General features: G+C 60.1%; 8 protein-coding genes. 3 read left to right on the top strand and 5 right to left on the bottom strand.

The window, feature by feature from the left end:
• Positions 1-127: 127 nt before the first annotated feature.
• Together VGY55_01205 and VGY55_01200 are read right to left on the bottom strand one after the other, a co-directional pair.
• Positions 128-2416, bottom strand: a complete 2289-nt coding sequence (locus VGY55_01205; protein HEV2968572.1) for a polysaccharide biosynthesis tyrosine autokinase — start codon at positions 2414-2416, stop codon at positions 128-130.
• Positions 2417-2661: 245 nt separating this feature from the next.
• Positions 2662-3927 (bottom strand): exosortase/archaeosortase family protein, encoded by a 1266-nt coding sequence (locus VGY55_01200; protein HEV2968571.1) that lies wholly within the window; start codon positions 3925-3927, stop codon positions 2662-2664.
• Positions 3928-4804: 877 nt separating this feature from the next.
• On the opposite strand from VGY55_01200, the gene VGY55_01195 reads away from it, so the two are divergent.
• Positions 4805-7441 (top strand): autotransporter-associated beta strand repeat-containing protein, encoded by a 2637-nt coding sequence (locus VGY55_01195; GenBank protein ID HEV2968570.1) that lies wholly within the window; start codon positions 4805-4807, stop codon positions 7439-7441.
• 150 nt (positions 7442-7591) lie between these two features.
• On the top strand, positions 7592-8650 hold the full coding sequence (locus tag VGY55_01190; protein HEV2968569.1) for a DUF1559 domain-containing protein: 1059 nt from the start codon (positions 7592-7594) through the stop codon (positions 8648-8650).
• 95 nt (positions 8651-8745) lie between these two features.
• Here the strand turns inward: VGY55_01190 and tadA are convergent, their stop codons facing one another.
• From tadA to VGY55_01175, 3 genes are all read right to left on the bottom strand, one after another.
• Positions 8746-9189 carry a tRNA adenosine(34) deaminase TadA gene (gene tadA / locus VGY55_01185; protein HEV2968568.1) on the bottom strand — a complete coding sequence of 148 codons (444 nt, stop codon included), beginning with the start codon at positions 9187-9189 and terminating at the stop codon, positions 8746-8748.
• A 112-nt stretch (positions 9190-9301) separates the two neighbouring features.
• Complete coding sequence (locus VGY55_01180) at positions 9302-11041, bottom strand: TIGR03790 family protein (GenBank protein HEV2968567.1); 1740 nt, start codon at positions 11039-11041, stop codon at positions 9302-9304.
• A 266-nt stretch (positions 11042-11307) separates the two neighbouring features.
• On the bottom strand, positions 11308-14490 hold the full coding sequence (locus VGY55_01175; protein HEV2968566.1) for an autotransporter-associated beta strand repeat-containing protein: 3183 nt from the start codon (positions 14488-14490) through the stop codon (positions 11308-11310).
• 193 nt (positions 14491-14683) lie between these two features.
• On the opposite strand from VGY55_01175, the gene VGY55_01170 reads away from it, so the two are divergent.
• On the top strand, positions 14684-15520 hold an 837-nt coding region (locus VGY55_01170; protein ID HEV2968565.1), incomplete at its 3' end, for a glycosyltransferase family 39 protein.

Here is a 15520-nt window from a genome sequence, read left to right as displayed (position 1 = left end):
CTGGAAAAGTCCCCCACCGCTCGGTTTGATTCCCCTGCCACACGGCGGAATAAACCACAATCGGCAAGGCCACGATGAAGGGCACGAACGCGAACAGACGCTTCATGGGTTAGGTTCCTGAACGATGTTACGCGGCCGGCGCTTCGACGACGTGATATCGATCGAAGCTGCCGCGGTCTTCGATGCCGTTGACGACCGCTCCGACCACTTTCACTCCAGCCAACTTGAGCCTTTCGTTGGCTTCATACACCTTGTGAATGCGGCTCACATCCCGCAATACTGACAGGATCGCCCCGTCCACGTGCGGGCCGAGCAGCAGCGCATCGGCCACTTTCAGCACCGGACCGGTGTCGATCACGATAAACTCGAATCGGGCTTCGAGCTGGCCGATGACCTCCGCGGCCGCTTCCTTGCCCAAGGCCATCACGGCCACGGCGTCGCAGCGACCGGCTGAGACCATCCACAAATGGTCTGCCGGCGTGGGACGAATCACTTCGTCCACTTCCGCCTCGTCGCGGAGCAGCTCGCAAAAGCCTTCTTCGTTGTCCAGGCCGAAGACGAGGTGCGCGCCCGGATGACGCAGATCGGCATCGAGCAGCAATGTTTTGCGGCCCGAGCGGGCCAAACTCGCGGCCAACTGGCTGGCCACGGTGGTCTTGCCCTCTTGCTCGCCGGCGCTGGTGACGAGAAACACGTTCGACGATCCGAGGCGCGAATTCCGCACGAGCGTCGCCCGAATGCTGTTGATCGATTCGGCCACGAGGCCATGCGTAATTCGACGCGGTCGCTGCCGCAGCCCAATGCGCCGCCGCAGGGCCGGCAGGTCGCCCATCACGCGAATGCCCAATCCGTCGATCAGCTCATGCGGCGCGTTGAGCTTTCGTGATTGGAACTCGAAAAAGGTGACTCCAAAGAGCGCCAGCCCGAAACCCACGAAACCGGCAAATCCCGTGGCGATAGCTCGCTGGTAGGGTTTGACGACGACCGGACTGCTGGCCGGCACCATCACGGTGACCCGTTGCTGTGCGTCCAACTCGATCTTCCAGCGCTCAAGACTATTGTTCATATCGCGGATGAGTGCTTGACGTTGATCGATGTCCGCGCGAAGTTGGTCAGCGTCGCCACTGAAATGCTCGAGCTTTTGAACTTCGTCCGCCTGGGCGGTGATTTGTTGCGAGAGTTTGTTGTATTGTTCGATCAGCAAATTCTTTTCCAAATTGAGCGCCAGCATGGCCGAGCTATTGCTGTCGCCTTGATTCTTGTATAGCTCGATCACTTGCTGCCGATCTTCGTTCTTGATCTCGTCCATGGTCTGACGGACCCCGGCAATCTGGTCCCGAATCCGGACAGCGGCCGGATCGGTCTTGTGAGTTACCGAACGCTCGACTTCGTGCTGCGCGCGGGTGAGTTCAGCCAATTCGTTCGACGCCTGCTGGATTCGCGGATCTCGCGAGACGGCCGCTTCGATATCCGTCTCCGGTATGTTGTTGTTCTCGGCGTTCTTTTTCATCAACGCGGCCATATCGGCCTTGAGACTGATATCGAAAATCTGCTTTTGAATATCGGAGCGAGTCTGCATGAACGAATCGAGCGTGTTGAGTTCCATCTTGTATTTCACTTTCGCCGACTCGGCGTCGTTGGTGCCGATCGACTCAATCGACTTATTCAATTCGTAGAGCTGGCGCTGCTTATCGAGGACCTCTTGTTTATAAGCCCGGAACTTTTTGTCGAGGTCGTCGTATTTGGCGAGCTTGTCCGTTCGCTCCTTGCCGACGGTTTCCTTCATGAATGCTTCGACGACCGCGCTAACGATCAAATCGAGCCCTTTCGGATCTTCGTTGCGAATCGCGACGCGCATCAATTCGCCGTTTTGCGGATAATCGACGATCAGTGCCTCTTGCAACCAATTCGTGAGGTCGGCGCTGTTCTCCTTGATGACCGGAAGGTCCAACAGCCCCTTGTCCTCAAGGGCCTTGTTGATGACCAATTCCCCCTTGATCTGGGCCAACGCGTTACGCTTATAGAGTTCCCAGTCCGATCCGGATTCTTGATTCCAAATGCTCGGGTTCGCAACTTTCACTTGCAACAAGGCCGCCGACTCATATTTGGTCGGGAGGTAGAACCAGGCCAAGCCCGCCAGCGATCCGCCCAACACCAAGCCGAAAAAGATGGCCAGCCATTTTCGCCGGCGAAAGGAATGCAAGAGGTTGGCGAAGTTCGGACTGGCCGAAAGTATCTCCGGCCGCGTTGGGAAACCATAGCCCCAGGGCATGTTGCCGTGCGGATTCATGCCTCCGTGAAGCGGCATGAGTTCGTCCCGGCCGCGCCGGTCGTCGCCCATCGAGGCAGGATTTCCCTTGCCATTGGCGTCGTCGTTCGAATTATCAAGCGAATTGCTGTCCGAAGGGGGGAACACCTGCGAAGTCTCCCTGAAAAATGAGATGGGGCGTGACCGCGGACGTCATCCGAGACTCCGGGAAAACGCAACTCTTAGACCAGCCGGACATCCACGTCCGTCACTCCGTCGTAAATCAAATCGTTCACTCGACTTACCCGCGGCGTGCTGCCAATCGCCCTGCCGCTTTGTGGTTGATTTCTTGCTACATCCCCGGCCGCCGACGCTGCCGCATCACCCCATTTGATATGGATGCTCCCCGAAGGTCACGAATTCGATGCGCGCTCGCGCGGCGGTTTCTTCGCTGCCGGGCCGGTCCGAGCGCCGCCGTTGGCAGCGATCCCGTTTCCGGTTGTCGGGATGGCCGCGGGATTCGCCGGCACTTTATTTCCGGCGATTCCCACCATTTCCGATTTCGGGGCTTTCTTCGGAATATTGAACTGCATTGGCGTCACCAAGTCGTCGTCGTCCTCAATAACCAGATTCGAAAGGATCTTGAACTCCAAGAACATCAGGCCCAGCGCCATCGGCATCATCACAAAGCCCCACATTCCATGGATGAAGTGGCGCAGGTTCTCCAGGTCCTTCGGAAAGATGTTGAATAGCACGCCCGTCAACGTGATCCGCGCGATATTCACCGCTAGTGCAATCGGAATCCAACTCGCCAAAATGACCAAGCGCTGCCAGAGCGGACGCTCGCACAGCAGAACCACCGCGAATGACAAAGCCCCGAAGATGGTCAACATCCGTAGCCCGCTGCACGCCGGCTCGACCTTCAACGGCACGTCGTCGCCGCCGATATAGATGTCGTTGCCTTCGTGGCGGGCCTGCAAGCCGAAGGTCTGCAGCATGAACGTGCTCGCGCTCGTGGCCCTTGCCTGTAACTTGCCGGAAAGGTTTTTGTCCAACCAGCCAGGCAGGGGCAACATGAAAACCAAGAACACGATCGCCCAGCCCGCCCATCGAATCATCTTGAGCCCGCCGGTCATTACAAATACGCCGGCGAGCGCGGGAATGAACGAAAAGAATTCAGCGGTCGAAATATAGACGTGGGTCGCGTAGACTCGCAACGCCTCGGCAGCCATCAGAATCCCAAAGCCGATCCAGCGGTCGGCTAGGGGAACGTGCGCAAAATCGATTTGCGGTTGAATGATCAAGAACGCGCCGGCAACCGACAAGCTCACTCCGATTCCTTCCAGCACGGTTTTGCCGAGAGAGTTGGCGATCGTCATCGTCAAGTCTGGCGCGACAAACGGCAGGATGCAGAGTAGCGCGCCGATGCCCGTCAAGATTGCCCCGGCGATTGCCACGGGCTTGACTATTTCCACGTTCCAATCCCGCCACCAACAAAGCAGTCCGGCGGCGATGATGGGCACCAAATACCCGTGAGAATACTTGTCGTTATCCCAAAAATGAGCCGTCATGACCAGCGAATTCCAATGCGCCCAGAGCAGCACATCAATCGCGGCGACGAGCACTACCACGGGGTAAAATAGCCGCAAGCAGTCCTTTACGCTGATCGATTTATCCATCGCGCTTCCCCGTGGTAGGCAATTCGAGTTGACGGACATCGGATGCAATAGCTGCCGCTCGAAGATCGAGGGAATCTAAACTACGTGCCGCGGAATCGCCCACCTGATGACTGTCGTGTGCTTCTGCCGACGCCGTTGCGAAACACGCCGCTTCTCGGGCGACGAATAGGGCTTGGAATTGGATCACGGGCAGCCGCGGCACGCTCCCTGACGCCCCGGCGCTGCGAGAACCGACTTGGCGATGAAACCGGCACTTGCCTTCGGGAGGTCTTCAGCGTGGAAGACCCTCGGTCGCAAGCTCGCCATTTTCACCACCAATTGCTGGCTGGATGCCCACAGAGAGCCAATCCGACACGCCGCTGGCATAGATACCGCGGCCAGCATGTCGGCGGCCAATGCGGCAGCGTCGAACAGGGGTCCCTCATTTGCCTGCCTCGAGTCGCCGCAACCACCAGCATAAGTTTCACGATAAGCGGGCTCGTTGCGGATGTCAAATCACTTTTTTTAGAACTGGGTTGTTCGGGAGCGCGGATCTCGGTTATTCCGATTTCGTTGGAATAAAACGACCCACTCCGCGGGAGCTACACCGGAGTTTGGATCGACGCGGAATTCCGCGATCCGAAGACGCCAATTGCGGAAACCCGCAGGTTTGCCCAGGCCGGACAGAAATCCCGGCAATGGAGCAAAAAATCTCTTTGCGATTTGCCGGGGTGCGGGTATTATCGGGCTAGAGACGCTAACGAATTCTCGTTCGCGCCCTCCCAATATTAATTCGCATATCGCGGCTTGGTTTTTCAGGGATCGTCAGCCGCCCACGTTCGGCCCGTTTTGACGCTCGCTCCGATCCACTGACACTTTTCTGTAAACAAGAGGCCAAATGGCCCCGCGATTGCTCCCACTTTGGTTGCGCCCGCTAGCATTGATGGTCGGCGTCGGGATGACTCTGTTGCCTAATCGCTTGCCGGCCGTCGTCATCGCCGGCGGCAACGGGAATATCTCCGCGCCGACGGATGATCCTGGTTTTGCCTACGTTGGAACCAGCAGCACCGGCGGGGCGTCGGTCACATATCTCGGAAATGGCTGGTGCCTGACCGCTGGTCATGTCACTCTCTCGAATACCTTTGGCGGGCTTGCGGTCAACGGCCAATACTACCAGGTAACTCAAGTCGTCAGTTCGCCATTCGCCGGCGCCGACCTGAAGCTCTTTCAAATCAATGGCGATCCGGGCCTGGCCCCGCTGAAAATCAACGGCAACATTCTGTCCAACGGATCGAGCCTGACGATGATTGGCAACGGGTTGAGTAACGCTGGACAGCAATACTGGACCGTCACCGTGCCCACGAATGGAAGCACCAGTTGGACCTGGGTGACAACGGCGGGCGGCGGCTCGGTGAATCCGCTTCCGTCGTGGTCGGGCAGCGCTCTTGCCGGCACTTACCAAGCCTCCGGGTTTTCGACATCAAACCACGCGATCCGCTGGGGACAAAGCGCCGTTACGCAGGGCAGCCAATTCATCAACAACACGAATTCGTTCTATACGACGTTCAACGATCCAACCTACGCCCCGGGTCAACCAACGTTTGGCGCGAATGAGGCCCAAGCCATCCTGGGTGATTCAGGGGGCGGCGTGTTTTATAAAGATCCGGTCGCAGGCTGGGAGTTGGCCGGAGTCATGATTGCGCAAGGAACCGATTACGGGCAGCCTGCATATACCGCCGTTTTTGGAAACACCAGCGTCGTCGCCGATCTTTCGCAATATCGCAGTGCAATCACGCCTGTGGTCAATCCGTTCACGTGGACCGGTCAAACGGCCGGCAGCGGTCCGACGAATGCAACCTGGGACACGATCTCGATGAACTGGGCCGGCGGTACGAACCTCTTGGCGAATCCGAATTCGCCCGGTCAATTCGGCTCATATCGCGACGGAACGTCCGTTGTCTTCGGCGATCAGAACGCCGCCAACGGCAATTCTAGAATCACGACGACCGCCGTCGCGATCCAGTCCCTCGGCGTATCGCCAATCTCGGTGACGTTCAACAACAGCGCGGTCAACTATTCGCTCTCCGATAGCGGCGCGATGGGAATCGGCGGCGCTACCGGCATCACGAAACTTGGCACCGGCAGCGTCACGCTTTTGGGCAGCAACAGCTTCACAGGACCGGTTTACATCAATGCCGGCCGAATCAACGTGCAAAATGGCGGCGCTCTGGGGACGTCGTCGGTCGTCACCGTCAACTCTGGCGCCGCGCTGGAGCTGCAAGGCAACGTGGCGATCGGTGCGATCCCGCTCACGCTCAGCGGCGCCGGTCTGGCTGCCAATCCGGCCGGAGCGCTCAATAGCGTCGGCGGCAACAACTCATATTCCGGCCCGATCACGATCGCCAGCGGAGGAGCGACGATCAATTCCGCAGCCCCCGGGGCGATTCTGACACTCTCCGGCGGGATTACCAACGGCGGTAATCCACTGATCTTCTCCGGCGCCGGCAATACGTCAGTCACCACCGCGATCTCCGGCAGCGGCTCTTTGATCAAGTCTGGGAACGGATGGTTGAGCCTCAATGCCGCCAATTCCTATACCGGCGGGATCACGGTCACGGGCGGGACGCTCTCCACCAGCGTGCTCGGCGACCCTTCGAGCGCCGTGGTTGTGAGCGCCGCGTCGGGTGTCAGTTCGGCATTGATTCTCGGTTCGACTCAGGGTCAGACCGTCAGTAGTCTTGCGGGAACCGTCGCGTCGAGTGGCTCGGCCAGCATCGCGATTGCCGGGGGCGACACGCTGACGGTCAACCAAGCCGTCAACACGACTTTTGGCGGCTCGATCATCAACTCCGGTACGGTTATCAAATTGGGCGCCGGGACGCTTGAGATCGACGGCAATCCAACGCTTGCCGCCAATAGCAACCTTCAGGTCAATGGCGGCACGTTGTTGCTCAACCTCACATCCGGATCGGCGACCGTCGGCACGGGCGTTACCGCGACCGCGGGCCCGGGCGCCACGTTGCAGTTGGCTGGAACGGTGTCTGCCCTGTCGTCCGGCGCCAATGCCGTCAATATCGCCAACAACAGTCAAGCCGCGGGCGGAGGGCTGCTGGTCACGGGAACCAATCAACAAGTCGGGGCGATCAGCGGCACGGGCAATACGGTCATCAACGCCGGCAGCAATCTGACGGCCAGCAGCATCGTCCAGAATTCGCTCGTGATCGGCGGCGCCCCCGGCCGCCCGGCCACGCTGACAATCGCGGCGTCTGGACCGAACGGAACATCTTCTCCCGCATCGCTCGATCGCTCGCCATTGACGGCGCTAACGGATTCATCCGATTCGGCCTTTAGTTCGCTCTTCAATCCGCCGCTGTCCGCGACCAGCGTCAGCCAGTCGCCCTTACTCAACGGCGCCGGCTCCGTGTCGACATCGGCCGGCGGCACTGTGCCCGAGCCGTCGAGCATGGCCTTGGCGGCGGCTGCGGCGCTAGGCCTCGCCGGCCTGGGGCTTCGACGGCTTTCCCGTCCGGCGTAATCAATTACCCGGATCGCTACCCAACAGCCGTCAAGAATTTCACGGTGCAAGCTGGACCGGGACTGGCGGATATGTCAGAATAAGGGCGTCAGGACGGGGGCTTTTCACACAGGGCCGGACTCTCCGGCTCGCGGCAGAGGAGACACTGCAATGGCACGTTCCAGGCGCTCCGCGTTCACCCTCGTCGAGTTGTTGGTGGTGATCACGATCATCGGCATGCTCATGGCCCTGCTGTTGCCGGCGGTCAACTCCGCCCGCGAGTCGGCCCGTCGGGCCGATTGCCAGAATCGCTTAAGACAAATCGGAATCGCATTCCAGTTTTTCCAAGACAAGACACTGCCGGGCTACCTCGAATCGACGGTCGATGTGAACACTGGGAAACTGATTCCAACTTCTTGGGTGCTGATCATTGCACCATACCTCGAACACCAGTCGTACCTCGATGCTTGGCGCGGTGTGCAAGGATCGACTGCGCAGAGTCAAATGGCAAGCGTCTATTGGGGCCAGATGGTTTGCCCGAGCAATCCGCCGCTCACCCAGAATGGTCCGAGTTTGTCTTATGTCGTAAACTGCGGGCGTCCGGACGATTCGACCAAGACTCCGCCGGACTTGGCCGCGAACGGGGTTTGCTTTGACCACTACCTCGGCGGCGCGACCGGCGCGGCGCTTGCTTCGCTCACCGTACGTCAGACGTTCGACACGATTGGTACTCATAAAGGCCAAACCACGACCATACTGGCCAGCGAGAATATGTTGCCGGATATGACTTGGCAGCCCGCAGACGTCACCGGGAAAGTAACAAATGGACGTCCTTCCGTGGCCTATAGTGCCGAGCAACTCACCGGGTTTTGCTGGCAGATGACCAACGCCCCGACGGGCGTCCAGACGATCAACGGCTGGAAGTCAAGTAATGGGACAAACTACAAACCGAACACCTCTGGCTTTACGAATGTTCCCGTCGACTCAAGTGGGACACCGGCGGGAATGGATTTCGCTCGCCCTGCGAGTAATCATCCGGGCGGCGCCTGTTACGTGATGTGCGACGGCAGCGTTCATTTTCTCCGCCAAGAGATCCAATACAAAACCTATATCTACTTGATGAGTGCGAATCCCTCTGTACCCGATCCCAACGGAATCGCCGCGTCAACGTGGATCACCGCGAATAACGGCAACCAGCCGTACATCGGCAATGACGCGGATTATCAATAGGCAGTGCGTCCACATGCCATTGGCGGCTTGACAGCGGTAAAGTATCGAGAATTGGGCTGGGCTCAATCGGGCCCTTGGGCGGAGCCGGCGGACCGCTACTTCTTCCCCAGCGCCCGTTGCTGCTGAAAGAACCGCGAAAGCAGTTCACCGCATGGCTCGGATAGGATGCCGGCGACGATTTCGGCTTGATGGTTGAGCCGTTTGTCGCTTAGCAGCTCGTAGAGCGTCTGCACGGCCCCCGCCTTCGGATCGGTCGCTCCATAGACGACGCGCGGAATTCTGGCTTGAACGATCGCCCCGGCGCACATCGGGCAGGGCTCGAGCGTGACGTACAGCGTGCAGCCTTCCAGCCGCCAACTCGCCAGCGCTTCGGCCGCCTGGGTGATGGCGATCATTTCGGCATGAGCGGTCGGATCGTGCAACTGCTCGCGCTGGTTGTGCGCTGCGGCAATCACGCGCCCGCCGCACGCGATCACCGCTCCGACGGGCACTTCGTTTTCATCGAGGGCCCGCCGCGCTTCGCCGAGCGCCAGCCGCATAAACTCTTCGTGCGCGCCGAAGCCTGTAGGGTGCGTCGAGCGCAGCGCTGACGCACCGAGCGCTGGCGGTGCGTCAGCGCTGCGCTCGACACACACTACTTTTTTCGGTGGATCATTTCCCATTGGCTTCGATCTCCACATAAATCGGCCGCGAAAGAACGCGCCCCGGCGGCGCGCCGCCGGATCGGCCCACGGCCCGAAAGACGACCGGTCCCTCGCCCAATTTGGCCGTGTCGATCGCCAGTTCGCCGGAGTCGCCGGCGATCGTGCCGACAAGTTGACTTTGCTGATAAAGGGCGACGGAAGCCGCGTTTGGCGCTTTCACGGCGATCGAAAACGGCGCCCCTGCGATAACCCTTTCTGCCGAGGCCGTCGCTTCAATTGTCAGTCCCAGGTTGTTGACGACGATCGACAAAATGACCTCTCCCTGCGTTTCGATCGGTCCGGCCTCGATGGCCACGACGCGCAGCTCCGAATAGCCGTCGGCTACTTCGGTCGTATCGAGCTTCAGCTTGCCGCCCGCATCGCAACGATCAATCCGCATCCCGTTGACGAACAGCTCAAAATGGTCCGCCCGATGGCCGGCCGGGAATTGGGCCGCCGGCTGCAACTCGATTTGCCCCTTGACGATCGCCCCGCGCTCGACGCCGGCGACCGTCACCGCGGGGATCGTAGCCCAGGGACGGCAAAGCGGATCGCCGACGATCAACAACTGATAGGGTCCCCAGACCGACTGATAAAACGCCTCGGCGAGCGAGCAGCCGCGGGCGTAATGCACCTGGATCGCCGGGGCCGGGAATTTGTTTGGAATGGCATACGGCTCGGCCACAGTGCCGCTCGAGCCGGCGGCGCCGTAGCGGAGAAAATCGGTCAGCGGCGTTTGCCCGGCGTCTTTCGCGAACACTCCGCCGAAGCTCGTGAAGTTTTCGACGATCGCCCCCGGCAGTATTTTGCTCCGCGAGTCTTGCCAGGGAACTGTGGCCGAGCCAAGCATTGCGCCGGCAACGTCTTTCTTTCGTAACGGAACGACGCCGTCGAGGATTTCCGCCGCGATCCCGAGCTGCTTGAGATCGGCGACCGCGGCATCGAACTTCGGCGCTCGGGTGGTCGAGCGGACGTCGGAATTCTCCAGGTAAAAGATCGTTCCCTTGGGGGCGGAGCCGTCGGCCTCGGCGGCCCGCCGCAGGTAGGCGAGCGCCTCGGGAGGCGTATTGCCGCGGCCGTTGGTGACGGCCAGAATCGTCGAGAGCAGATAGCGGCTGCCCCCCGATTCGAGCAATTCGCCGTTTGGTCCCCAGCCGTACCAGCTTCGGAAACCATGCGACGGCGCGACGCCCGGCTTCGTATCGGACGGGCGCATGTAATGATTGGCCGTTAACCCGACGTAGAGCGGCAGGCGATTGAGCGCGAGCTGAAAGAAATACGTCAGGCCGGTGATCGATCCGGTGGGGGTCTGGTTGCCATGCTCTCCGGCTGGCAAATCGCCGGCGAAGTCGATCCCCGTCGGAAAGTCACACGAATAAACGAGGTAGTCGATCTGGTTCGAGAGCCCCCGCTCCGTGATCGATTGCAGGGCAGGGGCGAGCAATTTCCGGCGAAACGTCTCGATGTCGGTGCCGTAAAGACTGCCATCCCAATCGAGATAGCAGACATTACCCGGCGGAATTCGCCGCATCCTGACATAGTGATTCGCCAGCGTCAGCGAATTCTGGCTATGCGAATTCACCACCAGAAACAGGTTCTCTGGCCCGCCGCCGGCCTGTGCTGGACTTGCCCAGCCAAGGCACGCCGCCAGCCAGAGAGCGATCAGACTGGCTCCTCCGCGCGGCATGAGAATCGAAAAAGAGTTCATCGGCGATGATCGCGAGGTTCGAGGACGTCGAGCCGCGCGAGAACCGTCGGGGACTGTCCCCTTTTGTGCAGTCTTCGGAACCAAAGGGGACTGTCCCCCTCTCCGCGGACGGTTCTCGGATAGGCACTGAACGCACATTCTCAGCGGCGAATGCGAAGAATCCCCGCGCCAGACGCCTCGCGAGCATATAACCGCTTGCGTTCACCATAACGGATTTAGTGCGCCGCGTCATCGAGTGCCCTTCAGATTGCGCCCCGCCCGACGATTCAAAGACTGACTCGCCGCTTGCGGAGTCGGCGTCGGAGCATGGCTACGGTCGGCAGCACGGCCGCCGCCGTCAGCGCGATTGCCGAGGGTTCGGGAACAGAATTCAGATTTCCGCTCCCGCCCGAATGACCCTCAGCCATTGCGAGCCGCAACTCGGTCAAGCGGTGCGGCGAGGCCAGCTCGGAAAGGGATTCCGCGGACGAAACGGCTTTCGTCGAGAGCGAGGAATCCGCTGGGTTCGAGGCAGCCGATGCAAGCGAGCCTGCCAATGTAAAGCCGCTATTCATCGTCGTCGTCGAATCCGCCTCGCTCAACGAATTGCCGTTGGAATCGGACGCCGCGATCGTCACCGTCGCGGGGCTGCCGGGCGCGCCGCCAATCACCAGCGCATTTTGGACAATATGGTCGGCGGTCAAATCGCTGCCGGCGTCCACAACGACGTTGCCCGAGCCGTCGATGCCGCCGACCTGCTGGTTCGTGCCGGAGACGAGGACGCCGGCCGGGGCCGCGCTGTTGTTGACGATTGCCGCGCGACTAACGGCGGAAACATTCGACGAGAGCGCGGACACCGACCCAGCTAACTCGAGCGTCGCCGAGCCGGTCACCTGCACATTGGCGCCGCCGGTGATCGTCGCCGCGCCGGTCGACTCATTCAATCGCAGCGCGCCGCCGTCGGTCAATTGGATCGTGCCGCCGAGCAGCGAGACGTCCGGACCATTCAATTCGAGCGTGCCATTGCCCGCCCTGGTGAACGTGCCGGAGATTATCAAAGTGCCTTGGAACGTCGTGTTCGTCGGCTGATTCACCGTGAGCGCTGCGCCGGCAGCGATGTTGACGATCGCGGCGCCGGTCGGCGCGACTGTTCCCGATAGTCCGCTCACAGTTTCGCTGCCGCCGAGAACGAGCGCCGAAGTGGCGCCCGCCGCGGCGTTAAGCGTCAGCGGCCCGCTGCCGAGCGCGCCGCTGGCGAAGGTTTGCAGTGTGCCGCCGTTAACCATCGTGCCGCCGCTGTAGCTGTTTGCATTGGCGAAAGTCAACGTGCCGCCGCCGGTCAGATTCAGGCTTCGGCTGCCGCCACTCTCGCTCACGACGCCCGAGACCGTCAGCGCGCTGCCGGAAGCGATATTGAACGTATGCCCGCCTGGATCGGCAAGCACGAGATTCGCCGAAATCGCATGATTGCCGGTGGAAACCGTCACGCTTGCACCGCCGCCATTGCCGCTATCGAGCGTCAGGCCGTGCCCGATCACGCCGTCGCTCGCCAGCGTGTAGCTCGTTCCATTCGTCGGATTGAAGACGAGCGAGCCGACGGTGTACGCCGCGTCCACGGTGACACTCACCGTCGGCGTCGTGACGGTGTTGGTCGTGCCGCCGCCGAAATAGGCCGTCGATCCCGCGCCATTGGGAACGATGGGATCGAAACCAAGATTGCCGCCGTAGCTGCCGTCGCCGCTCAAATTCCAAGAGCCGAAGCCGGTCGTGGAGATCGTGTTGAACTTAGAACTTGTTAGGGTAAAAGCGTATTCCGTGCTGCTTCCCGACTGAAGGACTTGCAGCAAGTTCGCGCCATCGAAGCCGAGACCTTGCACCGTCGTCGGCGCGGTCCAAACCAATTGAGCCTGCGCGGCTAGCGCGCCATTTTGATAGAGGACGCGCTGGATGGTCGAGTTCTGGCCGTCGCTAAAGTAGAAGTATGGCGCCTTCCACTCGACCCCTTGAATCTCTTGCACCGAAGCCGGGATTTGCAGCGTCCCGATGAAGTTGCCGAACGCTGGGGAGGTTACATTTCCGCCGGCGTAATCGTACATCCAGAGTTGTCCGCCGCCGGAATTGGCCTCGAATGATGAGACATAAACGATGCCGTTAGCCCCCGCCGTCGGCACAACGGCGAGTGCCGACATTTCATGTTGCGGAGTGGAAATGTTCCTGGAGGCGATCAATGGCAGCCCGGGCTTTGTCGCATCGTACACGCCGATGGTTGCCCCGGCGCCGTTGAGATCCTGCTCGAGCGGTGCAAAAATCTTTCCTTGGGCATAGTCGCCGTCGCCGCAATGAAATGGGGTGCCGGGCGAAACGATGCCCATCGAAATCGCCTGATTGTTGGTGATCAACCGCCAGTTGTTGTCGTACTCCTCGATCATCCCCGAATGAAAGACGAACCGCTCGTTGTCGCCGACGGCCACTCCCTGGATGTGCCCCGCGTTGATGGTCGTGGCGACGGCCCGCTGCGAGTTCTGCGATTTGTCCCAATACAGGTTCGGCGAATAGGAAACTTCCTCCACGCCCGGCCATTTTTGCAAAAAATAGTTGTTGAGCTGCGACACCTGCGCATTGGACAGGGCGGAGGTCGCCGCCAGGCCTTCGAGAAAGTAGAACTTGACGCCCGTCGAGCTGGACGCGGTGACGCTGCTAGCGCTAGTCGCGGTTGCGTAATTAGAATTGCCGAGCAATTTCACCGTCGGCGATTGAATGAATGCATTCGCGAAGTTGGCGAGTGTCGAACCTACCAAGACGCCATTCTCCCAAAAGTCGGATTCGCCGTCGGGCTGAAACCGCGCGATCATGGTCATCATTATGTCGCTTCCCTGCGCGCTGTTCATTCCGAACCCCATCGTCGGGAATAAGCCGATCGACTGTCCGTTGTTCAATTGCACCCCGGCATACGGACCGCCGGAATTCAGAAAACCAACGGTCGCCGTATTGGAACCGAAGATGTACTGACTCGACGGACTGGAATTGGCGGCCCCGATGGCGAAGGCCACGGTGAGCGACGACGCTCCATTGAACAACGAGCTTTGCAAGCTGGAAAACTCGTTCATGCCGTCGAACAAAATGCCCGGGCTGCCGCTGAGCAAGTTCGTCTCGAAAAGTGGCCGAAAGCTATCTCCATTCGCAATGAAAGCATTGCCCATCACGGCGTTGTGCCCGTTGCCGGACAGGTCGGAAATGAACCCGACCGGATCGCCGCTGCCGACCGTGCCAGTTCCGTCGGGATTCTGCGCCAACAGCGAATCCACGGCATTGGCCCACCATCGCAGGCTAGGCAAACCGCGGACGTCGAAATTGGCCCCTCGCGCAGTGGAACTCGCCATCGCAGCCAAACAAATCCCGAGCAACGTCAAGCGGAGCGCCTTGCACACGGATCGCGACGACGGACCGACCTTGAGTCCATTGCCTGACATTGAGGTTGCCTTTGTAACGTCGGCGACACAAAACGGCGCAAAGAACATTGCGCATGAGGAGATCACCAACCATCAACCTAGAGTTGATCGACATGGCTGTCAACGCTTGTTGGCCGGAACAATTCCCGAGACATCGAGGCTGGTACTTGCCCTCAGCTTCCGGAATGGACTTCTCCTGCCTATACTCGGATTCATGCAGGCTAAACCAATCTCAGGGGCGATCGGGCTGCCGGTTTTTGATGCATCGGCGCGCGCGGGATCAAGATCGATGACGTCGCGGCGCTACATCGGCACATTGCTGCTGATTGTTGTCGTCGGGATGTTCGGTCGGCTTTTCCATTTCAATCTGGCCACCAACTCCGACGAGCAGCACTACATCGTATTCGCTCGACAACTCTCGGGAGCGGTGCCGCTGCCGGTTCGGTATGTATATACGACGCGAATACTCTGGGGATGGACGATCAATTCTTGGGGGCGACTTTGGGAGATGAATCTGGAATGGACGGCGGTGCTGATGTTCCTCTTCGCCGCGGCCAGCATCGTGCTGGTGTCGGTCATCGCGCGGCGCGTCTTCGGACCGGCCGCCGCGCTGGTGGCCGCGGCGATTCAAGCGACCTACTTTATCAATCTGCGTTATGACGTGATGGTCACCCCGGACAGCCTCGCCGTTCCCCTCACACTCCTGTCGACTTTGCTGCTCCTGGATTTTCTGGCAATGGGCCGCCTCTACCGATTGGTGGCCGCGGGAGCATTGATCGGCGCGTTGATCGGCATTAAAGACTATTACGCGATGATCTCGATCCCTTTTTCAATATGCCTGCTGCTGCGCCCCCCTCCCTTGCCGCCCGCGCGCCAGGGGTTACTGAAACGAATCGGCGAGATCGCGATTCTGGGATTCGCGGCAACCGCGACCGCATCGCTGGTCCTGCTGCTGAACTATTTTCAATTTGGCGATGCGCTCCATCAGTTTCACAATTTCGGCGCGGTCCTTCGCGACACGGGCGATTCAGGTTCGGGGGGATTGGCGTCG

The sequence above is a fragment of the Pirellulales bacterium genome (assembly GCA_035939775.1).
GTDB lineage: Bacteria > Planctomycetota > Planctomycetia > Pirellulales > DATAWG01 > DASZFO01.
Note: the sequence above shows the minus strand (reverse complement) of the source record. Positions and strands in the feature narration are given on the sequence as shown.